At 59.1% G+C, this 23,528-nt stretch carries 11 protein-coding genes; 3 read left to right on the forward strand and 8 right to left on the reverse strand.

Annotated features, from left to right (window positions below):
* The first annotated feature begins 297 nt into the window (after positions 1-297).
* Entirely contained in the window at positions 298-753 is a 456-nt protein-coding gene (locus tag H9I52_RS20015) for a cupin domain-containing protein (protein ID WP_262386156.1), read from the forward strand.
* An 88-nt stretch (positions 754-841) separates the two neighbouring features.
* Here the strand turns inward: H9I52_RS20015 and H9I52_RS20020 are convergent, their stop codons facing one another.
* The 4 genes from H9I52_RS20020 to H9I52_RS20035 all read right to left on the reverse strand — a co-directional run bounded on the left by H9I52_RS20020 (position 842) and on the right by H9I52_RS20035 (position 10,457).
* A complete protein-coding gene (locus H9I52_RS20020) occupies positions 842-3,007 on the reverse strand; it encodes an alpha-galactosidase (protein ID WP_187455321.1) in 2,166 nt (721 codons plus the stop codon).
* Positions 3,008-3,308: 301 nt separating this feature from the next.
* Entirely contained in the window at positions 3,309-3,800 is a 492-nt protein-coding gene (locus H9I52_RS20025; RefSeq protein ID WP_139517581.1) for a hypothetical protein, read from the reverse strand.
* 366 nt (positions 3,801-4,166) lie between these two features.
* Entirely contained in the window at positions 4,167-7,643 is a 3,477-nt protein-coding gene (locus tag H9I52_RS20030) for a PAS domain-containing protein (protein ID WP_187455322.1), read from the reverse strand.
* A gap of 354 nt (positions 7,644-7,997) precedes the next feature.
* Entirely contained in the window at positions 7,998-10,457 is a 2,460-nt protein-coding gene (locus H9I52_RS20035; RefSeq protein ID WP_187455323.1) for a tachylectin-related carbohydrate-binding protein, read from the reverse strand.
* 586 nt (positions 10,458-11,043) lie between these two features.
* On the opposite strand from H9I52_RS20035, the gene H9I52_RS20040 reads away from it, so the two are divergent.
* Positions 11,044-12,123 carry an NAD(P)-dependent alcohol dehydrogenase gene (locus H9I52_RS20040; RefSeq protein ID WP_187455324.1) on the forward strand — a complete coding sequence of 360 codons (1,080 nt, stop codon included), beginning with the start codon at positions 11,044-11,046 and terminating at the stop codon, positions 12,121-12,123.
* Positions 12,124-12,183: 60 nt separating this feature from the next.
* Entirely contained in the window at positions 12,184-13,191 is a 1,008-nt protein-coding gene (locus H9I52_RS20045; RefSeq protein WP_139517585.1) for an SDR family oxidoreductase, read from the forward strand.
* Positions 13,192-13,320: 129 nt separating this feature from the next.
* On the opposite strand, the gene H9I52_RS20050 is transcribed toward H9I52_RS20045, so the two are convergent.
* The 4 genes from H9I52_RS20050 to H9I52_RS20065 all read right to left on the reverse strand — a co-directional run bounded on the left by H9I52_RS20050 (position 13,321) and on the right by H9I52_RS20065 (position 23,155).
* Positions 13,321-16,677 carry a glycosyl hydrolase gene (locus H9I52_RS20050; RefSeq protein WP_187455325.1) on the reverse strand — a complete coding sequence of 1,119 codons (3,357 nt, stop codon included), beginning with the start codon at positions 16,675-16,677 and terminating at the stop codon, positions 13,321-13,323.
* Between the two features lie 228 nt (positions 16,678-16,905).
* The gene (locus tag H9I52_RS20055) at positions 16,906-18,471 is read right to left on the reverse strand and encodes a GDSL-type esterase/lipase family protein (protein ID WP_187455326.1); all 1,566 of its coding nucleotides are present in this window, start codon (positions 18,469-18,471) and stop codon (positions 16,906-16,908) included.
* Positions 18,472-18,535: 64 nt separating this feature from the next.
* Positions 18,536-20,152 (reverse strand): glycoside hydrolase family 43 protein, encoded by a 1,617-nt coding sequence (locus tag H9I52_RS20060; RefSeq protein ID WP_187455327.1) that lies wholly within the window; start codon positions 20,150-20,152, stop codon positions 18,536-18,538.
* Between the two features lie 147 nt (positions 20,153-20,299).
* On the reverse strand, positions 20,300-23,155 hold the full coding sequence (locus tag H9I52_RS20065; RefSeq protein WP_187455328.1) for a TonB-dependent receptor: 2,856 nt from the start codon (positions 23,153-23,155) through the stop codon (positions 20,300-20,302).
* Between the last annotated feature and the right edge of the window lie 373 nt (positions 23,156-23,528).

The raw sequence follows: 23,528 nt of genomic DNA on the forward strand, positions 1-23,528 counted from the left end.
TCCTTTCCGAGGCTTTTTGCTACAAGCCTTGGAGCAACTTAGCCATACGTAGCGCATGCCTGCTACACTATATTTTTCCCAACGCGCATGAGTACTTCCTTGCCTTCGAAGACGCGCCGTGACGCGTTACATCACTTAACTACAGCAGCCCTCGGCACCGGCTTTTTAGGCTGGTTGCCAAACGAATCGGCAGCAGCGAGCCAGGCTGCTCCGCATAAAACTTTCTCTTCCAGCCCGTTACCTCCTTTCTTACTACCACCCGCGGCTCCATTGCAGCTGAACACCCGGGGGATTGTGATGCGCACGTGGGTTCGCAGTTCCCAGACGAATCGGCAGTATTCGAGTGTCGAATTTCTCATTGGCCCCAAGCAAATGGGTCCGCCACCGCACGTACACCGCGACCTGGATGAAATCATGTTCGTCTTGTCCGGAACCGTCTCGGTTTTGGTGGAGGAAACGGTATACACGGTGCCGGCCGGAGGCTGGCACCTGCGTCCGCACGGTTTGGTCCATACTTTCTGGAATGCCACCGATGCCCCAGCCCACTACGTGGACATGTACTTCAACCAGAATTTCGAAGACTTTCTGGAAGAGTTAAACGGCAAGATTCTGGCGGATATGGAGAAATACAAGCTGACGCCCGCCGATCCCGGAATCGCCAAGCGTTGGGCCGACTTGGATCGCCGGTTCGGCATTACCACGTTCTTCGACCAGCGCCAGCCTCTGATCGACAAATACGGCCTTAAGGCTTAAGTAATTAATTATCAATATTTTATAAAAAACGCGTGTCCCCAGGAGCTGGCTCCTGGGGACACGCGTTTAGGCACAGACTTTTGCCCGGCTATTCCGCCGTTAACTCCACCACGTGGCTGGTCAAAGGGGTTACTTCGCTGCCGGACAGCAGGATACCAACCTTCATCAGGTAGTCGCCTGAGTAGGTTTGGCCATGGGCCGCAAGGTCCGATTTCTGGCCGGGCATCAGGTTGATTTCGGTGAGCTTGTAGCGCTTGGCGGGGTCGAGGCCTTGCAGGCGGACGGGCAGCGCGTTTTCGTGAAAGCGGGTGTGCAGGTTGTAGCCGTAGAGCACGGCGTGGCGCTGAGCTTCGTCGGCGTAGAGCAGGGCCACTTGGTTGCCTTCGTAGGGCGAGCGCAAGCGGTACAGGTCGCCCTGCCAGATCACGGGGCTCAGGCGCTTGTAGTTCTGCACGGCCTGCTGGCTGAATTGCAGCTCTTCGGGCGTCATCTTGCTCACTTCGATGTCGTAGCCCAGCTTGCCCATCATGGCTACGTCGGTGCGAAACTTCAGGGTTTGCTGCCGGTTCCAGTTGGTAATGTGGCTGGCTAGCGTGTTGGAAGGGAAAAATTGCAGAAATCCCCACTGAATAAATACCCGCTCCAAGGCATCGGTGTCGTCGCTGGGCCAGAATTCGGTGAAGTATTTCAAGCCGCCGTAGTCGGCGCGGGCCCCGCCGCCTGAGCACAGCATCATCGGGACGTGCGGGTACTTCTGGCGCACCCGATCGAGTACGCGGTAAAGGCCGCGCACATAATCGATGTAGAGCTGCGACTGCTCCTTGCCCAAGTGCTGCGAGTAGGCGCTGGTAATCATGCGGTTACAGTCCCACTTGAAGTAGGCTACGCCCTTGGCCATGAGCCCATCCACGATGTTGTACACGAAGTCCTGCACCTTGGGGTTGGTCAGGTCGAGCACGAGTTGGTTGCGCGAGATGTCTTCGGGGCGGTTGGGTAGCTTGAGTATCCAATCGGGATGCTTTTCGGCCAGCTCACTCTTGGGGTTCACCATTTCGGGCTCGATCCAGATGCCGAATTTGATGCCTTCTTTCGTTGCCGTTTGCACCAAGTGCCCTACGCCGTTGGGCAGCTTGGATTGGGTAGGCTGCCAGTCGCCGAGGCCCTGGGTGTCGTCTTTGCGCGGGTATTTATTGCCAAACCAGCCGTCGTCGAGCAAGAACAGATCGACGCCCAACTTGGCGGCGTCGCCCATCAACGCGTCGAGCTTGGCTTCGTTGAAGTCGAAAAAGGTGGCTTCCCAGTTGTTGAGCAGCGTCAGACGCGGCTGGGTGCCGTCGAGCACGCCGCCCTGCTGCCGCGCCCAGCGGTGCAGGTTGCGCGAAGCCTGGCCCTTGCCCTGGGTGCTGTAGGTAAAGATGAATTCGGGCGTAACAAAGGGCTGATTTGCCGGCAAGCGGTACTCCGAAGCATACGGATTGATGCCGGCCGACACGCGCAGCGAATTGCGGTTGTCCACTTCAAAAGCCAGCCGGAAGTTGCCCGTCCAGGCCAACGTGCCGGCCAGCACTTCGCCGGTCGTTTCGGTGGCGGGCTGGTTGGGCGCCAGGAAAAAGGACGGCGTCTGGTACCAGCCCGCGCGCGTACCGAGCTTTGTTTCAATGACTTTGGTGCCGCTCGTGAGTTGGCTCTCCTCCTGCTTGGCTTCCTCGGCCCAGTCGCCGTGGTACTGGGTGAGCCAGTACTGCTTGGCATCGAAGTGCAGCATGGCCGAAGCGTAGTTGGTCAGCACCACCGGTTTCTTTTCGCGGTGCACGATTTCCGTCCAGGTTTTAATGACGTCCTCGCGGGTGTAGGCTACAAAGTGCAGCCGCACATCCACCGGGTACTGCGGGTCGCGCAGATGAACGATGGTGGTGGTCACGTTGTCGCCGGTCTTGCTGGTTTTCACATCCACGAAGGCCAGCGACAGCGAAGGGTTTCCATCGGTATGCAACACGCGAATGGCCGGCTCAAACAGGTTGTTGGTACCGGCCGGCGGGTACGCTTCGTGGCGGGCGGGCAGCAACTGGTAGTCGGCGGCGGTCGTCAGCCGGGGGCCGAGGTAAGTCTGGTAGAGCTTCTGCTGATCGCCTACCGCCAGCACCAGGCCGACATGCGCGGTTTCGATAACAATGGGCGGGGTCGGCGTCTGACCCTGGGCTGAAAATTGTGATACGAACACCAACAACGAGACGAAAGCGTAGAGTTTGAGCATCAGCGACGAAGCAAAAGCGAAGCGCACTGGGTGTGACGCTTTGGCAAGTTAAAGCATCGGAGATTTACTTGTACTTATCCTCGGCTATACGCCTCCCGCACTCAGTATAATATACTATAATATATTGATTATCAATAGTTTACAGTATTTAATGCTAACAGAAAGCCTCCTTTCCTGCACCATAGCTGCATAGGCAGCCAAAAAAAGGCTCTTCCATTACGGAAGAGCCTTTTCGATGCTTCGTTAGCCCACGCCTCTTGGCAAAGGACCAAGAGGCCGCGAGCTGTTGCACGCGTTGCGCTTAAAAGCCGGTGTAGGTGATGGTTTGGGTTTTGGTGCCGCCCGCGATGGCGTCCACCAGCGTTAGCTTAAAGGCGGCGGCGTTCAGATCGATAGGGCCTGAGTAAGTACCACGGCCCGAAAAGGTAGGATCGGTCATGGTCATGATGGTCTGGTCGGAATTCCACGACCACACGCCGGTTTGCCGTTGGGGGTCGCTGGCGGCGCACTTGGTCGGGCCTTCGTCGACGATCATGGTCTTGTCGTCCTTGAACTGGATGAAGTCGTCTTTGGCGCAGGCCGGGTACACCGCGTAATTATCGACGGTCGTGGTCGTGCCGTTTTGGGTCGTTACTGTGACGTCGGCGCTCACGCGCCACGAGCGGGCGACGAGCGTTTCGGTCTTGACATCGAGGGGCTTGGGCTCTTCTTTGGTTTTCTTGTCGCCGCAGGCCACAAGGATGAGCGCGCAAAACAACGCCAGACTATTTGAGGGAAGTGAAAAGTTCTTCATTAGCAAAAGGTGTGGAAAGCACTGGTGATGGAAGAAAAAAGCCAACGCTCAGAACAGCAGATTATATTTAGAAGATCTAATATAAAGAACTTTTTTTGATACTTTACCATATATTCTTGACTTTTATCGTGACTCGTCAGTCAGCTAACCCGTATATCTCGGTATATTCCTACTGGCTGTGGACCGGTGGCGGTCCTTCTACGGAACATTGGAGAAGAAGATCGAAAGGCCGGCGTAAGAAGCACCCGCGCCCTGCGGCAAGGCGGTCCGCACACTTGGTCGGATGCGCATAGGCATGGGCATCCCTTATTCACAAACGCTTGATAAACAGATGTTTATCTGCATGAAAAGGTTGCTGCGCGAAAGCTAGCGTTTGAAGTACACGGAAAACGTGGTACCCTCCCCTACCTGGCTCTGGACTTCGATACGGCCACCGGCGTTTTCTACCATTCGCTTCACCATGTACAGCCCCACACCGGAGCCCTCGACGTGGGAATGCAGGCGCTGAAACATGGCAAAAAGCTGCCGCTTGCGCGTCAGATCCACGCCCAGGCCGTTGTCCTGCACTTCCAGCACGAGATATTCCTCCTCCACGCGGCCGCGTACATGCACTTCGGGCGCGCGATCGGGGTGGTGGTATTTGAGGGCATTGCTAAGCAGGTTGTAGACTACTGAGCGCAGGTTTTTCTCGGGAAACATGACCGTCGGAACCAGCCGCACGTCCACGTCCAGGCGCCCGCCTACTTGGTGCAGCAACGGGGCCAGGTCGAGACGCACGTCCTCGATGACGGCCGCCAGCCTGACTTCGCTGACGGGCTGATCGTGCTCTTTTTGCAGCTTGCTTACGTCGGTCAGGTGTTCGATGGTGCGCTTGAAGCGTTCGACGGAGTCCTGCATTAGCTCGAGCACATACGACACCTCCCCGGCCTGGCTTTGCGGCGGCAACTCGCTCTGCAACGTGTGAAGCAGGCCCTCGATGTTGGTGATGGGCGCGCGCAAATCGTGGGAGGCGGTGTAGATGAAGTTGTCGAGGTCGACGTTGGTGCGCGTGAGCTGCTCGTTGGTAGCGCCCAACTCCTGGGCCAGCGCCCGGGCTTGCTGAGCGCTGACTTCGGCCGCACGCCGGGCTTCTACCTGCACGCTTACCTCGAATACAAACGCCAAAATGCCATTTATGGCACCTTCCTCGTTGTGGCGGGCTTGGTAAACAAAGGTAAAATAGCGCTCCTCCAACTCGCCGTCGGTGGTGCGGGCAATTGGCACCAGCAACGCCTGTTCTTCGTGGGTCTGGCCGGTGTTGTACACATCCCACAGAATGGTCTCTACGGGAGTGCCGGCAACTTCGGGCAGGGCTTCCAAAACAGGCAGGCCGAGTAGCTGCCGGCCGGGGAAGAGCTCCTGATAGCCGGGGTTTACCAACTCAAACACCAGGTCGGGACCATCCAGAATGCAAATCGCGGCCGGGGCCTGCATAAACAGGCTGTGCAGGCGCTGCCGCTCGGTTTCGCGTGCTTGGCGGGCCAGCACTTGCTCCGTTACGTCGTAGGCGAAGATGGAAATGCCGGCAATGGTGCCGCTTTCACGGTAGGCTTGATACGTGAAGGTAAAGTACACGTCTTTCGGAGGGGAGCCATCCGGTTGTTCTACCGTCAGCCGCAGCTCCGTTCCGAAAAACGTGTTGCCGGCCTGGTACACGGTGTCGATCAGGGCCAAAAACCCTTGCTCAACGGTTTCGGGCAGGGCTTCGGATACCGGTAGGCCCAGCAGCTGCCGCGTAGGGAACAACTGCTGGTACGCCGCGTTTACGTACTCAAACCGGTGTTCGGGGCCGTGCAAAAGCGCAATACTGGCGGGAGTTTGCTCAAATACCTGATAGAAGGTTTCGCGCTCGTAGGCGCGGCGCTGGGCGGCTTCGAGCAAGGCCTGCTGCGTACGGACCAGCTCGGAGTGGTTGGCGCGTAGCTCCTCGTTGGAAGCCAACAGCTCTTCGTTGATGGCAGCCAGCTCCTCGTTGAGCGTCTGCACCTGCTGGCGGGCCAGCACCTGCTCCGTCACATCGGCAACAAGGCTGTAGAAGCCAAGCACGGTGCCTTCCCGGATGTCGGGCACGTAGCTAGTGCGAATGTGCCGGGTAAAGTCATCGCGGTAGGGCATGGTGGCGTCGAAGTCCAGGCGCTCGCCGGCCAGCGCGCGGTCGATGTAGGCTTCTACTCTTTCGTAAGCCGGTTCCCGGAGCACCTCCCGGATGGGCCGCCCGATCAGTTCGGCCGGCGGCGTATTGAACCAGGCTTCGTAGGCCTGATTGGCAAACTGATAGGTACGCTCCTGGTCTATGTAGCTGATGAGCACGGGCAAGGCATCAGTCAGGATCTCCAGCTGCCGGGCAGTAGCCTCGCTGATCCGCCGGGCTTTCTCAGCCTCCTGCCGGGCTACGACTTGCTCCGTTACTTCGAAGGCAAACACGAGCACCCCGTCGATGTCGCCCTGCTCGGAGTAGCGGGCCTGCTGGATATAGTTGAAATAGCGGTCTTCGAGCACGCCATCTTCCGGGCGGGCCAACGGAATCAGGTTGCCCAGCTTCTCGTGGGTAACGCCGGTTTCGTATACCTGCCGGAAAGTGCGATACACTTCATGGTCCTTGATTTCGGGCAGGGCTTCCAGAACAGGCAGGCCGAGTAGCTGCCGGCCGGGAAAGATCTCCTGGTACCCGGGGTTCACCAATTCATACACCAAGTCGGGACCGCTTAGGATGCAAATCGCGGCCGGAGCGTGCATAAACAGGCTGTGCAGGCGCGCCCGTTGCCGCTCGGCTTCGGCCTGGGCCAGCTGCAAGGCGCGCGTGCGCTCGGCAACGCGGGCTTCCAGGTCTTCGTTGAGCCGGTAGAGTTGCTGCTGGGCCTGCAGCAGCTCGGTGTTATGAGCCAAGCCTTCTTCGTTGGAGGCCAGCAGCTCTTCGTTGATGGCAGCCAGCTCCTCGTTGAGCGTTTGCACCTGCTGGCGGGCCAGCACCTGCTCCGTCACGTCGTAGGCAAAAATCAGGATGCCGGTGACGGCCCCGGCCGCGTCGCGGGTAGCTTGATAGATAAAATTGAAATAGAGCAACTCGAGCTGCCCGGAGTTGGTGCGGTCGATGTAGGCCTGCTCCTCAATGCCGTAGTACGTGTCGCCGGTGCGGTACACTTCGTCGAGCAGCGGAAAAAAAGGCTGGCCAGCGAGTTCCGGCGCTGCTTCGCGATAGGTTTTGCCAATAATCTCGCGGTGCCCAAACATCGCCTGAAAGCCGTCGTTGGCCAGCTCGACCACATGCGAAGGCCCAGAGAGGCTGGCAATCAGGGCGGGCGCCTGCGCAATTAAGGTGAGCAGGCGGTTGCGCTGAGCCTCGGCTTCGGCCAAGGAAGTACGCTCAGCGGCCTGACTGGCCCGCAGCGTGGTCTCATCACGCACCTGCTCCGTTACGTCGACTACGCCGTGCAGAATATGGCTAACGCGGCCCTGCGCGTCCAGAACCGGGGTGTTGCGCGGTAGCCAGTGACGTTCTACAAACCGGCCTGGCTGCGCCGGATCGGGCACATCGTAGTGCTGACGGGCCATTTCGTGCGGCTCGCCCGTGGCCAGCACCTGCGCCAACGACGCCCGCAGGTTATGCGTAGCATGGGCATCGGGCGCGTCGGGGTTGTCGGGAAAAGCCTCGAATAGATTTTTGCCCAACAAGCCATCTCGGGTGGAAAGCGTAGCGGCTAGGTAGGCGTCGCTTGCGGCCTCAATCACCAAATCCCGCGAGAGCAACAGATACGCACCGGGCAGAACGTGAAAAACAGGCAGCAAGTCAGGAAGGGCGGGCATAGACACGGAACAAGGCAAAACAGCCGGTGAAGGTCGGCATCAGCGAGCATTCTCCCTACGGATACCGCAGGTGGAAGTCGGAATGTAAAGCTGTTTTTTGAAGAATCGTGGCTACAAGGTACGCGGTTGGCGCTGCGTTATTTGGCCTGCCCGAATTCTGCTGAGATTTATAGAACAGGAAATAAACAATTGAGGATGAAGTTCATGCAGAATGAGGCCCCAAGCATCTAGGGCATTACATGTATATTCAATCATAAAATATTGATTATCAATATTTTACAGTATAGGCATTAAACAAAAATAAATCCCTCGCGGGATTTATTTTTGTCTTGCGTGGGGCACTGCCAAGGCCTTCTAATCGGAGAGTGTCTGCTTCATATTCCAGCCGGTGCCTACTTTGCGGGCCTTGGTATCGGCCCAGCGGAAGCTACCGTCGCTACGGCCTTCGTGCCGAAACCACAACAGGTCGTTGGCGGCGTTGATGGCGTAAATCACGCCCCCGCCACCCGCAAATACCTGCTTCATATTCCAGCCCGTACCCACTTTGCGCGCTTTGGTATCGGCCCACTGAAAACTGCCGTCATGGCGTCCGTCGTGCCGAAACCACAGCAAGTCGTCGGTTTGGTTGACAGCGTAAATGATGCCATCGCCACCGGAGAAGACGTGCTTCATGTCCCAACCGGTGCCCACTTTGCGGGCTTTGGTATCGGCCCACTGAAAGCTCCCGTCGTCGCGTCCGTCGTGGCGGAACCAGAGGAGGTCGTTGGCGTCGTTGATGGCGTAAATCACCCCGTCGCCTCCCGAAAACACGTGTTTCATGTTCCAGCCCACGCCTACTTTTCGAGGTTTGTTGTCGGTCCACTTCAGGCTGGCTACCCCACGGCCTTCATGACGATGCCACATCAGGTCGCCGGTGTCGGTTACGCCGTATAGGACGCCGTTGCCGCCGGAAAAGATCCGCTTGTAGTTCCAGCCCGTGCTGACCTTTTTACCGTCTTCGAATGCCCAGCGGAAACTGCCGTCAGATCGCCCTTCGTGCCGATACCAAAGCAAGTCGCCCGTGGTGGTCAGGGCATACATTACATGCGAAAAGCCCCAGCCCGCTCCTACTTTGCGGGCCTTATCAGCTGCCCACCTGAAACTACCGTCGGTGCGGCCTTCGTGCTTAAACCACAGTAAATCAGCATCTTGGTTAAACCCATAAATCACGCCGTCGCCGCCCGAGAAAACATGTTCGAGGTTCCAGCCGGTCCCGACTTTGCGGGCCTTATCATCCGCCCACCGGAAACTGCCATCGCTGCGCCCGTCGTGCCGAAACCACAGCAGATCGTCGGCATCGTTGATGGCATAGATGACGCCTTCACTGCTCGCAAAGACCTGCTTCATGTTCCAGCCGGTGCCCACTTTCCGCGGGTTATTGTCCGTCCAGCGGAAGCTACCGTCCCCGCGTCCGTCGTGGCGGAACCAGAGGAGGTCGTTGTTATCGTTGATGGCGTAAAGAATGCCGTCGCCGCCCGAAAACACGTGTTTCATGTTCCACCCCACGCCCACCTTGCGGCCCGCGTTGTCGGCCCACCGGAAACTGCCATCGCCCCTGCCTTCGTGCCGATACCACAACAAGTCGTTGTTGGGGGTAATCGCGTAGATGACGCCATCACCACCTGAGAATACGTGTTTCACGTTCCAGCCAGTGCCCACTTTCCGCGGATTATTGTCCGTCCAGCGGAAGCTGCCGTCGGTGCGTCCGTCGTGCCGAAACCACATCAGGTCTCCGTTGTCCACCACGGCATAGATGACGCCGTCGCCACCCGAAAACACGTGGGCCAGCTGCGGGTTGAGGCGTGAAAAAGCGAGCGTAACGGCATTGCTGCCTGCATCATACGCCGCTACCTTCACGGTCACGGCCGCCTGCGGCAAATACATCTGGGCACCGGCCTGCGCCATCATCGCTCCAATGAGCAGGGTGCTGGCACCCGGTTTGGCGCCGTTGGTAAGGTGCGCGAGCACCCGTCCGGGGGCGCCGTTCGGAAAGCCCTGATCCCACCCCTGTCGCGCCCGATACTCCACAAGCAAGCGTTGGCTGCCGGCAAGACTATCTGCCAAGGCCACCACCGGCGACCCGGCGTAGGCTGTCGGAGGGGCGCCCTGTAAGGGCGTTAGCGCGACGGTTGCCTGGTGAGGAGGTAAGGAAAGAGCGCCCCTCAAATCGTGCGTTACGTGGGGTTGGGCCAAGTCCAGCCACCCGCAGCCGATCAGGGTTGAGGCAGTCATACCCGGCCCGCCAACGGCATGCAAGGGCTCCTCCTCGAAAGTAAACTTGTTGCCCTCATGCCCCATGATGCAATATTGGTCGCCGTACTCTTGAAAGGGCAGGGCGGCAGTGGGCGTATCCAGGTTGGCATGGGTGGCCCCGTACATGTGGCCCAACTCATGGCCCAAAATGGCCGGGTTCAGGCTTTGCGCCGCCATGTGGTTGTACTTCAGCGGGCCGGGCGTGTTCCAGGCTGCGCTGTGGGCATCGGCTTTGTCGATCACCAGCACAAAATGGCCATAGGGCGAAAGATCCACTCCCAGCCCCTGCTCCACGAGGGGCACCACGGTGGCGCCCGCATTGAATTGCAGGGCGTTCCAGTCGTCGCTGGTTTGGGGCAGCTCAAACCAGTCGAACACGCGAAACTCGAGTGCCTCCCGCCCACCCGACTGATCTTGTAAATAGCCGGCCACGTTGGTGGTTAGCTGATGAATGCGATCGCGGGTCAAGGTAGTTACCCGCGGTTCGTTTTTGCACTTTAGCAACAAGACGGCTAAGTTCATGATCTATAGATTAAAGCGATTCCTCTACTCGATTCTCTCCAGTGCTTTCATTGGGCGCTCAGCCCAGTCGCAAAGCAACAAAGTACAATTTATTATTAGTAAATTAAAATATATAATTTTTATAATTCATGTTGAACGGTAGCCCGAACGGGCACGCGGGGCATGGATTCACGGGCAAGTCGCGAGAAGTGCAAGCGCTTGGCGTACCGCAGCAATGCGGCAAGCCTTTTCTTGTATAACTATCTATATATCAATTGCTTATAAACAAGACCGCATACTACCTCATAGAATTTAAGGCCACCGCAGGCCGATAGCGGTCTGGAAGCATTGATGCGAAGAACCGTCGAGCGCTGTCGCTTGGGCGAATACTGAATTTTGCCGCTACGTATTTATACAAATGCTTCGCTGTTTGCTTACGGCGGCGGCCAAATTTTCGGCTCAGGCTATATCCCAGCGCCAGCTTAGCGGAGCCCGTTTGGCGACTTCAGCCTGAACCGTAACGTTAGGCCGCAAGGCCGCGTTGAACGGATCACCCCGCCGGCTTCCCCGGTGCCCCTCCCCCAACCAAACCGCCTGCTTTCTTTCTATGCAAACTTTCCCCACGAAAGCCTACGGAGCCACGGGCTCTGTATTCAACAAACTTGCGCCCATGGACATCGAGCGCGTGGCTCCGAAAGCCGACGAAGTGCACATCGACATCCTGTATTGCGGCGTTTGCCACTCCGACCTGCACCAAGTAAAAAACGACTGGCACAATACCATTTACCCCTGCGTGCCCGGCCACGAAATCATCGGCCGGGTGGTCGAGGCGGGCAGCGGCGTGACCAAGTTTCGGGTCGGCGACCTGGTAGGCGTCGGCTGCATGATCGACTCGTGCGGCGTGTGCCCGGCTTGCCAGGAAAAAGAAGAAAACTACTGCGAAGGCCCCGTGAGCTGGACGGCAACCTACAACGGCTACATGAAGCCGCAGAACAAGGACTTCAACACGTTTGGCGGCTACTCGACCAACATTGTGGTGAAAGAAGACTTTGTGTTGCGCATCCCTGAGGGCCTGGATCCGCAGGCGGCGGCGCCCATCCTGTGTGCCGGCATCACCACCTATTCGCCGCTGAAATACTGGAAGGTGGGCCCCGGCCAGAGCGTGGCTGTGGTGGGCATCGGCGGGTTGGGCCACATGGCCGTGCAGCTCGCGCGGGCCCTGGGCGCCTCCGTCACGGCCGTTACGCGCGACAAGGAAAAGCAAGCCGACGCCGAGAAACTAGGCGCCCACGAGGTCCTTATTTCGTCGGACGCGGCCGCCATGAAGGCCCACGAGCTGAAGTTCGATTTCATTCTCATCACCATTCCCGACGCCTTCGAGGTGAACGACTACGTCAAGCTGGCCAAGCGCAACGGCGTGATCACGACCGTAGGCTTGCTGGGCCCTTACAAAGCGCCGCTCGACAACCAGGAAGTAGCCATGCACCGGCGGTCTGTGGCGGGCTCCATCATCGGGGGCATTGCTGAAACGCAGGAAGTGCTGGAGTTTTGCGCCGAGCATAACATTTTGCCGGAAGTGGAAATGATCAAGATGCAGGACATCAACGACGCCTTCGACAAGATGCAGGACGAAGAAGTACGCTTCCGCTACGTCATCGATATGCAATCCCTGAAAGGCTCCGAATAGCCATTCAGCAGCCCAAATCAATTCTACCAAACCAACCAGAGCCAACCATCACCTGACACCATGAACGAAGAAAATAAATTCAGCCGACGCCAAGTTATCAACGGACTGGGCGCCGGCCTGGCCGTGGCGGCCGTGGCGCCGATTCTGCCGGCCGAAGGCGCGCCCTTGCCCGCCGAATCGGCGGCCGCTCCCCTCACCGATCCTACCACCAAATACCCCAAGCCGCCCTTCAAAGGCCAGTCGCAGCCCTGGCCGGGGCTAGCGGGCCAGATGGACCCGCGGCCCGACCACGGCGAAACCAGCTACAAAGGCTCCGGCCGTCTGGCCGGGCGTAAGGCCCTGATCACGGGCGGCGACTCGGGCATGGGCCGTGCCGCGGCCATCGCATATGCGCGCGAAGGAGCCGACGTGGCCATCAATTACCTGCCGGCCGAAGAAGCGGACGCCAAAGAAGTCATTGCGCTTATCAAGAAAGAAGGCCGCAAGGGCATTGCCATTCCGGGCGACTTGCGCGATGAGGCGTTTTGCAAAAAGCTAGTCGATGAGGCCGTACGCGGACTGGGCGGACTCGATATTGTGGTGAGCAACGCGGGCCGGCAACAGGCGCATGCCTCCATCCTCGACATCTCGACCGAGCAGTTTGACTGGACGATGAAGACCAACATTTACGCGCCTTTCTGGATCATCAAAGCGGCCTTGCCGCATTTGCAGCCCGGCTCGGCCATCATCGGCACCACTTCCGAGCAGGCCACCGACCCTTCCGCGGATTTGTACGATTACGCCCAGACCAAGGCGGCGACTACCAATTTTGTGCGCTCCTTGGCCAAGCAGCTGGCGCCGAAAGGCATCCGCGTCAACGGCGTGGCGCCGGGCCCCATCTGGACGCCCCTGCAAGTCAGCGGGGGAGCTACGCAGGAAAAGCTGAAAAACTTCGGGGGCGACACGCCCATGGCCCGGCCCGGCCAACCCGCGGAGCTGGCGTCTATCTACGTGCAGCTGGCCGCCAGCGACGCCAGCTATGCCACCGGCCAAGTTTACGGATCGGCAGGCGGCAAGGGCATGCCATAACTGTCTGATTATAAAATATTTATTAAAATAAACTACGGCACATGCTGTAGCATTTATTTATCGCCGAAGCACAAAAACCGGGCGAGCCTAGGCTCGCCCGGTTTTTGTGCTTTTGGGCGCATAGGCCGCTTATTGGATGCGTCTTTCCTGTTTCAGAATCACGACCGGCCCCAGCAGCCCCGAGGGCAAAGGCGGCGGCACGGGCAAGACGTTTCCGAAAATGGCGTTGGTAGCGAAGGTAGCACGTTGGCCCACGGGCAGGCGGGCGTCGCCGGCCTGCCGATTGGTCCAGAGGTTGGTAACTTTTACTTCCAGCTTGTTGGTGCCCGCTTTCACGGCCGGGCTGATGTCGACTACGAACGGAGCTTTCCAGAGAATGCCCAGCGGCTGGCCGTTCAGGCTGACTTCCGCGATTTCCTTCACCTCCCCCAGATCCAGCAGCAGCTTGCCGCCGAGCGCTTTCTTAGCCACCTTAAATTCGTGCTGGTACGTGGCAGTACCAGAGAAATAGCGCAGCGTACTGTCGCCCGAGGCCGTCCACGACTGTAGCGCAGCGGGCCGCCATAACGTGGTGTTATTAAACAACTTAGGAAAGCTCACCTGCCAATTTTCGGCCAGCGTCTGCACGAGCGTCGGCACTGCATAAGGCACAGCCGCCGAAGATGCCGTGGCAGCCTGCCGAAACACCACGAACACCGACCCGTAGGGCTCCAGCCGCAAGGGCACCGTTGTGAACCCGTCGGCGATTTGGTAGCTCACCGGCTCCCGCAAGCCCGTATCGGGGTGCCAGAGCTCCGGCACAAGGCCCGTCACGCGGAAGCGCACGTCCAGGTTTTCCGGCTGATACTGCTGGTTGGCTACAAAATAGACGTGCTGCCCCTGGTCCTGGCGGTGAATCCAGCTCAGGGTCGTGTTGAGATGGGGCTTGCTGTAGGCCAAGTCTTCGGGTGTTTGCAGCGCCATCAGGACGTCGGCCAGCGGTTTGCCCCAGTACACGCGGCCTAAGCCGTAGGTATTCAGCAGGTTAGCCTGACCGTCGGTGCCTCCCCAAAGCTCGGTAGCCAAGGTGCGCACCTGCGTATCCACGGCGGGGTAACCGGCCAAGCCCGGCGAGGCCACCGGCTTCGGACCCGACACGACCAGGCCCGCGGCCACCAGCGCCTGCAGTTTTTGCAGCAGCGGCAGCGTCGTCTTGGTGAGGCGATCGGGCAGCACGAGCACGCGGTAGCGCATGCCGCTGGCCAGCACCAGGCGGCCGTTCTCGACTTTGGCCGTGGCCAGCACTTCGGCATTGACATAGTCAAACTTGTAGCCCTCGGGCACGGCCGGGCGCTGGGACTGCCAGAACGGGGCCACGGTAGGCGCATCCTCGCCGATAAAGTAGGCCACGTCGCCCACAAACTGCCCTTGCTGCAACAGGTACGAACAGCGGGCCAGGTAGGCATTCCAGGCCCCGGCCTGCTCGGCCCAGGTGTTCTGGCGGGTATAGTTCTGGCCGAAAATAGCCAGCGTGATGCCCGGTTTAAGGCTGTCGAGCGGCTGGTGCACAGAGGTATGGATCACGAAGCGGTTCACCCCCAGGCCCAGATAGTGGTCGGCCATGTACTTAAGGTAGGCGGGCGGGCCGTAGGGCCGCGAGACGTCGGTAAAGGACTCAGTGGCAATGATGGGCTTGCCGTAGATGTGGGCGGCCGAAGCGGCTTCCAACACGTCGGCCTGATGCTCGGCGCGGAACCCACCGGGGTTTTCCGTCCAAAATTCGGCCATCGGAATGTCCACCCGGCCCTTGCTTTTGAGGCCGTCGCCGAGTGTGCCCAGGGCCGCCCCAGGCGCCTCGGCGTAGAGCTTGATGCCTTTTTTATGGGCCAGCTCAGCAATGGTGGTGTAGTGGTTGTCGGCCAAAAGGTCGGAAATCGTGCGGCGCCAGTCCCACAAAAAACGGTCGCTGACCTCGGCGCTGCCCACCACCCGACCGGCCAGCACCGGCAGGTAGGGCGTAGCCGAGTAGCCGTTGCGGGCGTTAAACTCGCGCAGCATCTGGTCGGTCCAGTTTTGCACGCCGGCTTCCCAGCTATCGAGCAGCAGGTATTGCGGGCCAGGCTGGTCACCTACGGCTTTGAGGTAGGGTGCCAAGTAGTTTTCTAAGTAACTGGTAACGTGCGCTTTACTAAACTTATCAACCTCCAGTCCGGTTAGCTCGGGCGGGGCCGGGTGGTTGGTGATGCCAGTGAGCGAGTAACCCATGCGCAGGATGGCCCAACGGCCGGCCGGCACCTGCCAATCGAGCGAGCCGTCGGGCCGCATCCGGCTGGTTAGGTCTATTACCTGGCCCAACGATACCGCGTTGGTTGTGAGGGCAGTAGGCACCGACTGGTACTCGTACATCAGGCCAAAAGCTGCTTGGTCTTCCCAGCGGTTTACGCGCGCGCCGGTCAGCACTTCTATTTCGCTTACGGCATACTCTGTCGGGGGCTTGGTGTTGCCCAGCACCGCATTCAGGCCCGCCGAAATGTCGTAGATATCCTTGGCTACCGGCCGCAGCTCAACCCGAAAAAACCGCGCCGTAGTAGCCGGGAAGGAATACGTCAGCTGCGGCGCGGGCCGGTGCACGGCGCCTGGCAGCGTAGCCAGGGGCCAGAAATTCTTCCCGTCGTTGCTGGCCAGCACCTGCCCGCTGGCGGGTACTGGGTTGAACCCGCCCAGCAGGTGAGCGCCCACCGTCACGGCTTCTGCCCGAAAAGGCTGGACAAACTCAAGCTGGACCCACGCGGTATTGGTGCCGGGCGCCACCTTTACGGTCGTACTCGTGCTCAGTAAACCATCTGTGAGTGAGGTAAGGTTGGCCTTGCCGTCGCTGGCCGTAAGCGTGGGCTTGCGCTCGCGCATGGGCACGTCGGTGGCCGGCAGCCGGTAGGCGACCACCGAAAAATCTTTATAGAACGACGGCGGCTTGGGGGCATCGGGGCCCGCCTGCGGGTCGACTAAGGCGGCGTCCTGCATTGGGCCAGCCACGGCGGGCGGGGCAGATAGCTTGCCCCGGAAAAGCTGGCCGCCCGTCACGCGGGTTTCGCTCCACACGATCTTTTTCATGGCTTCGGCGGGCGTCACCATCGGCCCCCCGGTTTCGCTCCAGCCACCAGCCGCCGAGAGCGTCCACTCCAGACCCAGGCGTTTGGCCTCGGCGGCGGTGTGGTGCAGGGCGTCTTTCCACACCTCGGAGCCGTAGACCACGGGCGTTTTCACCAAGCGCGGCGTGCCCAGGTTGGCCTCGAACTGCTGCATGCCGCCAATGCCCACTCGCTGCATCCACTCCAAGTCTTTGGTGATGCCTTCTTTGGTCACGTTGCCGTTCATCCAATGCCACCACACCCGAGGCTTGGCCGACTGGGGCGGGGCCTGAAAAGCAGCTGGCCACTCCGCAGGCGTTTGCGCCCGGACGGCAGCAGTCGAGAGCAGCAGACAAAAGGCGATCAGAGAGTGCTTCATAATAAGGAGTCAGTTGAGCAACCTTTTCAGGGTGTGCAGGCTCGTGGCAATGCTGTCGGAGGGTGTCGCGGCCCTGCCAAGGCTTATTTTACAAATATCTAACAGTCAATAAGTTACCAAACGCAGATCCACTGACATTCAACAAGCCCCTGCTTTCCATTGGATGAGCCGTGGTATCTGGCGGCCTTTTAGGGTGCTTTGTTTTCTGTGCCTCATTCATTCCCGCGCCTACTTCTTGAGCGCAGCGGCCACGGCCTTTTCCAGCAGCGGCTCCATCACGCGGTAGCCGGCCAGGTTGGGGTGCACGCCATCGGCGGAATAGGCGGCTTTCATGCCCTGGCGCTCGTCGGCCAGCGCCGTGTGGTAGTCTACGTACACCAACTTATGCTGAGCGGCATAGGCTTTTAGCTGCTGGTTGAGGGCGATGATTTTGGGCGCGGGTGCCAAGCCGGGGCGCCACGGAAAGTCGTAGGCAGGCGGCACCGACCCCAACACCACCCGAATGCCGTGGGCCTGGGCCAGCTCGACCATCGACTGGATGTTGCCCAGCGTGGTGGCCGGGTGATAGGGCCCGGTGTTTTCGGCCACGTCGTTGGTGCCCACCAGAATGGCTACCGCCGCCGGGTGAAGGTCAATGACATCCTGCCGAAACCTGGCCAGCGTTTGCGGAGTGGTTTGGCCACTGATGCCCCGGCCGATGTAGTTGTGCGCCTTGAAAAACGCGGAATCGTCGCGCGCCCAGTTTTCCGTGATGGAATTGCCAATGATTACCACCCGGCGCTCCCCTGCTTTGGGGGCGGGCAGCTTTTGATTGGCGGCTGCATAGCGCTGCAGGTTGGCCCAATCGGTGCGCAGCAATAGCTCTTGGCGCTTGCGGGCGCCGTCGATGGTCGCCATCGTTACACCCGGCGGCAGGTGCTGGAGGGTGAGCAAGCCCTGTAGCTTCAGCCATTCGCCGAAACGATCAATCCAGGTGTCGGTGGGCAGGCTTTGCTGACGCATGCCGAAACCGTGGCCGCCCTTGGCGTATACGTGCAACTCGGCCGGCTTGCCCGCCGCCAGCCAATCGCTGTACAGCTGCACGCTTTGCGGCGCCAGGCCGAGTTGGTCGTCGCTGGCGGCAGCGGCAAAAAGCGGCGGCGCATCAGTGGGTACCGGCTGCTTGGGCAAGGCCCCGAGGTAGGCGTACATAGGAGCCAAAAAATCGGGACGGTTGGCAGCGGTGTAGCTGTAGCCCACACCCGCGGCCACGGTACTGCCGGCCGAAAAGCCCATCAACCCAATCTGATTGGGCAGTATTCCTAATTCTTGCGCGTGGCTGCGCACGTATTCCATCGCTTTTTTGCCATCGGCAATGGCCAGCGGCACCACCGGCGCGTTGATGGCGTCGAGCTTTTTGCGGTCGCTGAACAGGGCGAAGCTTTCCTTCACCGGGTCGTCGGTGAGGCTGTGCACAAGCCGGTACTTCAGCACAAATGCCGCTACTCCTTTGGCTTGCAACCATTTGGCCACGTCATTGCCTTCGCTGTCGATGGAAAGCGTGTGAAAACCACCGCCGGGGCAAATGATGATGGCCGTCCCCGTGGCCTGGCTTGGGCTCGGCAAATAGGCCGTGAGCGTGGGCGAAGTCACGTTGTACACCACGCGGGTGTTGAACATGTTCTGCGTATTTTCTTTCTCGGTCCAAGTCCAGGTTTCCGAGCCTGGCGCCTTGCCCGTATACAGCGGAATCACCTGTTGCGCCCGAGCAGTAAAGGCACAGAAAAGCAGCATGCCCAGCGAAAACTTCTTCATGTGGTGAAAAGGGTTTCTGTTTATTAAAAGCAATGGCGAACAGTCCGAAGGCCGGACTGCCGGCCTACTTCGGCGCGTAACCAAACCAGTCAAACAGGGCGTCAGAGGAAGACTTTTTGCCCGCAGCCGTGGCGTACAGACCCAGATAGACGCCCGTAAATCCTCCGGCCGTTTCTGAGCTTATCAAATAAGCATCGATCGTTGCGATCTGCTTAAAGCCTTGATTTCCTTGAGCATACGAAAAAGTATAAGCTGGCCGGGTTCCGGTCACGCGCAGTTGTACGGGCCCTGGTACCAGCGTTACCTCCTTCTCCACATGGCGAACGCGGCCCAGCGTATAGGCCAGCACCAAGTGGCGCTGGCCGCCGGCTTGCCGAATGAAGAGGTCGTAGTGGTGGCGGTTGTTCATCAGCACCGTGAGTCCGGCTTCTTGCCCCGGCACTTGGGGCGTAAACTCCAGGGCGGTGGTAGCTGTGAAATCGTAGTGCTGCTGGCGGCGCCCCACGAAAGTTGGCGAGCCCAAGGTGCTGTCCAGCGTAGTCGCGTTGCCCCGCAGGCGCAGGAAGCCTTTTTTATCGGTGAGAGAATAGGCTGTCGGGTCGGGATTGCGCAGGAAGTTCCAGGCCCAGCCGAGCTTGCCGGCGTTGAAGTCGTCGCGCACCGGGGCCGCCGGAAACGGATGTTGCGGCAAAGTCGGCACCTTCATGTCTTCGGCCAGCGTGCCGTTGCCATTGACCACCGGCCACTCGCCGGCCGGCCAGCTGACCGGAACTAAGTACGTTTCGCGGCCCAGAATATGATGGTTGCTACGGGGCCCAATCACGCGGAATCCCAACGCGACCATCCACCAAGAGTTGTCCGGCGCTTGCACCAGATCGGGGTGGCCGACGCCCTGAATCGGGTTGTCTTGGGCGCTCACCTGGGCGTGAGTCAGGATGGGATTGGCGGGGTTGCTGAGGTAAGGCCCCGCAACGGCCTTGCTGCGCGCAATGGTCACTTTGTGGCCGTATTCGGTCCCTCCTTCGGCAATCAGCAGGTAGTACCAGCCGTCTTTCTTGTACAGGTGCGGCCCTTCGGGGTAGCGACCGCCGGTACCGGGCCAGATGCCGGTTTGCTGGGTCAGGAGCTTGCCGGTAGTCACGTCAATTTCAGCCAGTTGAATACTGGGCACGCCGGCTTGACGACCCGTTGTTGTCAGATATACTTTGCCATTGTCGTCAAAAAACAGGGACGGATCGATGATGAAAGGACCGCCTTCGGCATTGGTTTGAATCCAGATGGGGTCGGACCACGGACCGGCCGGGTTTTTGGCCGTCACCAGGAAATTCCACCCGCCCATGACGTTGGTCGTGATCACGTAGAAAGTCCCGTTGTAATACCGGATGGTCGGCGCAAATATGCCCAGCGAAGCTTCGGCTTTTGCCAGCGGCAACTGCGCCGGGCGGCTGAGCACGTACCCGATTTGCTCCCAATTCACTAGGTCATTACTATGAAAAATGGGCACCCCCGGAAAGTACTCGAAGCTGCTGTTTACCAGGTAAAAATCAGCCCCCACCCGGCACACACTAGGGTCCGGGTAAAAGCCGGGCAACACCGGATTGTGGTACCCCGTGCCAGGCTGCGCCAACGCACCTCCGGCCACCCCCAGGCAAAACAGAAGCGCAACGAGGTGCTTTCTCATGCAAAGCGAATGTCTTTATTGTACATAAGTGTTTTATTATCAAGTACTTATGTAAATACATAATCTACAGGCCCATTAACGGTACTGCTCCTCTCTTGCCGCCATGCTATGGAAGCACGCGCAAGAGAGGAGCAGTACCGCAGGCTCTTAAAACTTGTAAACGGCCGACAGGAAGTACGCGCGGGGCATTGAGCCTTGGGTGGCGTATACCGCGTTGGGGTTGGCCTGCACGTACTGGGGCGTAAAGGCTTGGCGGTCGAGCGCGGCCGGGAAGCCGCCGGGGCCTACCCAGCCCAGCACCCCGTAGGTGTTGAAAATGTTGTTGACGTTGCCCTGAAGGCGAAAATGAGCGTTCACATCGTAGGCTACTGTGGCATCAAACTGGCTGAAGCCGGGCAGCTTGAAGGCGTTGCTCACGTTGGCTTGGCGGTCGCCGAGGTAAAACCAGTTCACCTGAGCCAGGAATTTGCCCAGCGTGTAAGTGGGGGCAGCGCTCAGCATGAGCTTGGCATTGTTGTCGGTTTCGTTGCCCGAATAGCTTACCAGCACGTCGTCCTGGGGGCCGGGGCCGTTCGATATCCAGCTGCTGATTTTGGTGGCTTCCGAGGTCTGCACGGTGGCCGTGGCCCGCACCGACAGGTTGGTGGTCAGGGCGTAGTTGGCCTCCGCTTCCACACCGTAGGTCTTGTAGCGGGCAAACTGTACGGGAGGCGTGTAAGTGGTGTTGTCGGCGTTGGTGAAGGTTTGCACCGTCGCTACGTTGCTCAACTGGCTGTAGAAGGGCGTGAGGGCGCCGCTTAGCTTGGCGGTGTTTACCTTGAAGCCGAACTCTAACTGCTCGGTTTTTTGCGAGAAGGCGTTCGGGTTATCCCGCAAAAACGGCGTATTCAAGGCAAAGAAATACGTCAGGTCCGGCGACTTACGGCCGTTGGAGTAGCGACCATACAAGGCGTAGTGTTCGCTGAAAGCATAGTTGAGGGCCGCCGTATACGAGAACGTTTTGAAGGTCTGGTCGAAGTTCAACGGGCTGCCGTCGGTGCCACCGCCGTTGTCGTACAGCGTCAGGGGGTTGCCGTCGCGGCCGCCGTAGGTGGGGTCATTCCGGAGCGGGTTGGCCACGGGCTGCACGTTGTAGCCGGTGTGGTGGGTGTGCTCGTAACGCAGGCCGTAGTCGAAGTTCAGCTTGGGCGTCAGCTTCCAGCTGTGGCCAAAGAAGAGGGCAATCTGCTCTTGGCGGCCGTGGTTGTGGTTGATGCCATCACGGCCCACGTCCACGATGCCGTTGGGGTCGGTCACCTGGTAAGTTTTGCCGTCGAAGCCTGTCAGCGTGATGTTGGTGAGGTGGGGCTGGTTCTGAATGGTGCCAAACCCGATGCCGGCGTCGGTGGCCCCGCCCACACGATCAACCAAGGTATTGGCGTAGAAGCCTCCCAGAGTAAAGCTCATGTTGTCGAGCTTCTTAGTGAGGTCAAAACGATTGAGCACGTTCTGAATGTGCGTGTCCTGATAGAACATGGGCAGGAAAAACAACGAGTTGGGCTGCACGTTGGCCCCGGGGAAGTTGTTGTTGGCCCCCGGCGTGAAGTTGAAGCCCGCAAACTGTCCGTTGATGATGTTAGGCGACTGCGTGACCGTGCCCAGCACCTGCCCGTTGGTCTGGTCGGTGAAGGTGTAGGTACCAAACCGCCCCAGCAGGTGCGGAATAGCGTAAAACAGCAAGCCCGTGGTTGAAATCGGGGTTACCACCGACGGCGTGTTCACCGTGGTTGCCTGGTTAGAATACCGAAAGTTGTTGGTCAGTGTCAGGTCGTGGCCCAAGTCCTGAGTCCAGAGCAGCCCGATGCTGCGGTCCCGGTTGTAGATTTTATCGGTGGTGTTGAACGTGCGTGTTTCCCCGCTATTGATGGGGAAAGGCACTGAAATATTGGGTAAGTAATACGAGTCGGTGGCCGAAAGGCCCGACAGGATTTTGGGGTCCGAGAAGCTCTGCGACGGAATAAACTCCGCCACCGCGTTGTGGTCGAGCAGCAGCTTGCCGTACAGCTTCAAAGAGCCGGTCGCGTAGTTCTTCACAATGTTGCCCCTCGCCTGGCCGCCGTTGTTCATCTGGTAGCCGGGGTAACGGGCGCCCTGCGAGGTGCGGTAAAAACCGCCGATGCTGTAAGTCAGGTCTTTGGCCGCATTTAGCGGGCCGCTTAGGTTGGCGTCGGCGCGGTAATAAGGGTTTTTGCCGTTTCCTTCCAAGCCAAATTTGGTGCGGATTTCCGCCTCCGTTTTCTGACCGCCGGTTTTCGAAACGTAGTTGAAAATGCCGCCCGGCGAGTTGGTGCCCAGAATAGAAGCGGTGCCGCCCCGCACCGCCTCTAGGCGGGCCACGGTCACGTCGGCGCGCAGGTAGTTGTCCACGCCCAGGTTCACGTTGGTGACCGGCAGCCCGTCTTCTTGCAGCGACACGTAGTAGTAGCCGTTGGCATTGTCAATCGAGCCCGCCGAAATGCCGCGCGTGTACACAGTGTTGTTGATCTCGCCGCGCGCTTGGTTCACGTACACGCCCGGCACGGTTTTGAGCAAATCGGCGGCGCTGGTAGGCGCCAGCAGCTGCATTTGCTTAGCGTTGAGGGTCGAAATGGCGACCGACGATTCCATCTTGGTGCGTTGGTCGAACACGCCTGTTACCACCACTTCATCCAGCGACTTGCTGTCGTCGGTCATGCTGATGGTCAGGTTGTCGCCCTGTTTATCCAGAGGCACCAGTACCTCTTTCGTTGCATAACCCACGAAAGAAATCGTGAGGCTAACGTTTCCGGACGCGATGCCTTTGAGGGTAAAAGCGCCGGTCGCATCCGTGGAGGTGCCGTTGTTGGTGCCCTTCACCACTACGGTCGCTCCAGGTAGCCCGGTGCCTTTGCTGTCCGTCACCCGCCCCGTAAGATCGCCAGTGCTCTGCGCCAGAGCTTGCCCGGCCATTAATGCCAGCAGAAAAAACAGCAGCAATCGGGTCATAAGCCGAGGTTGTGGCCGAGTAAAACCTGTGTTCATGATTGAAAAGATGAAGGTGTGAAACGCGAATGCGGCAGAAAGAAGCTCCCGTTACTTGGCCAGTTGGCAGGCAACCGCCACATGACGGAGAAGCCCGGAAGAACTTGAGGGCAAGGGTCTACTAAAGAATATGTAGGAACTTGGTTAGTGAGTAATAACTCACCGTATTGAATTGAACAAATGTATGCTCATACCTACCGGATCATTATGTATATTCCGGCATTTGTTGTGCAGATTCAATCCAATTGGCAAATTCAATCCGAAATGCGCCCCACTTTCCCCTTCACTTGCACTTAGCTTCCTTATTTTTTGACTCGTCTCAGATAGAAATGAAGCC

It is taken from the genome of Hymenobacter sp. BT491 (assembly GCF_014349165.1).
GTDB lineage: Bacteria > Bacteroidota > Bacteroidia > Cytophagales > Hymenobacteraceae > Hymenobacter > Hymenobacter jejuensis.

Bases quoted from the DNA above. Each gene is read 5' to 3' on its own strand.
- H9I52_RS20025 (WP_139517581.1), bottom strand. From the start codon at position 3,800: ATGAAGAACTTTTCACTTCCCTCAAATAGTCTGGCGTTGTTTTGCGCG.
- H9I52_RS20065 (WP_187455328.1), bottom strand. From the start codon at position 23,155: ATGACCCGATTGCTGCTGTTTTTTCTGCTGGCATTAATGGCCGGGCAA.
- H9I52_RS20040 (WP_187455324.1), top strand. From the start codon at position 11,044: ATGCAAACTTTCCCCACGAAAGCCTACGGAGCCACGGGCTCTGTATTC.
- H9I52_RS20060 (WP_187455327.1), bottom strand. From the start codon at position 20,152: ATGAGAAAGCACCTCGTTGCGCTTCTGTTTTGCCTGGGGGTGGCCGGA.
- H9I52_RS20020 (WP_187455321.1), bottom strand. From the start codon at position 3,007: ATGCTCAAACTCTACGCTTTCGTCTCGTTGTTGGTGTTCGTATCACAA.
- H9I52_RS20050 (WP_187455325.1), bottom strand. From the start codon at position 16,677: ATGAAGCACTCTCTGATCGCCTTTTGTCTGCTGCTCTCGACTGCTGCC.
- H9I52_RS20015 (WP_262386156.1), top strand. From the start codon at position 298: ATGCGCACGTGGGTTCGCAGTTCCCAGACGAATCGGCAGTATTCGAGT.
- H9I52_RS20055 (WP_187455326.1), bottom strand. From the start codon at position 18,471: ATGAAGAAGTTTTCGCTGGGCATGCTGCTTTTCTGTGCCTTTACTGCT.
- H9I52_RS20045 (WP_139517585.1), top strand. From the start codon at position 12,184: ATGAACGAAGAAAATAAATTCAGCCGACGCCAAGTTATCAACGGACTG.
- H9I52_RS20030 (WP_187455322.1), bottom strand. From the start codon at position 7,643: ATGCCCGCCCTTCCTGACTTGCTGCCTGTTTTTCACGTTCTGCCCGGT.
- H9I52_RS20035 (WP_187455323.1), bottom strand. From the start codon at position 10,457: ATGAACTTAGCCGTCTTGTTGCTAAAGTGCAAAAACGAACCGCGGGTA.